This window comes from Monashia sp. HAY1-2A (assembly GCF_056755315.1).
The window spans coordinates 1-234 of record NZ_JBNDHY010000811.1 but is presented as its reverse complement, the minus strand read 5'-3'; the positions used below and the strand labels follow the sequence as shown (position 1 = coordinate 234).

The window sequence follows — 234 nt, the reverse complement described above, 5'->3', positions numbered from 1 at the left end:
GGGATCGACTCGGCGGTGAGGATGATGAGGTAGAGGCCGCGGAACAGCAGCATGCAGGCCAGCGTGACGATGAAGGCCGGGATGCCGACGTAGGCGACCCAGAAGCACTGCCAGATGCCGAAGAGGATCCCGAGCGCCAGCCCCAGCAGGACGGCAGCCGGCCACGGCAGGTCGAACTCCGCCATCGCCAGTGCAACAGTCGCACCGACGAAGGCACACGACGAGCCGACCGAC

Annotated in this window: 1 pseudogene; it reads right to left on the bottom strand. The window is 67.1% G+C overall.

What is annotated here, in order from left to right:
• A pseudogene (locus ACPYOM_RS24020) lies at positions 1-234 on the bottom strand (sugar ABC transporter permease); the annotation flags it as partial.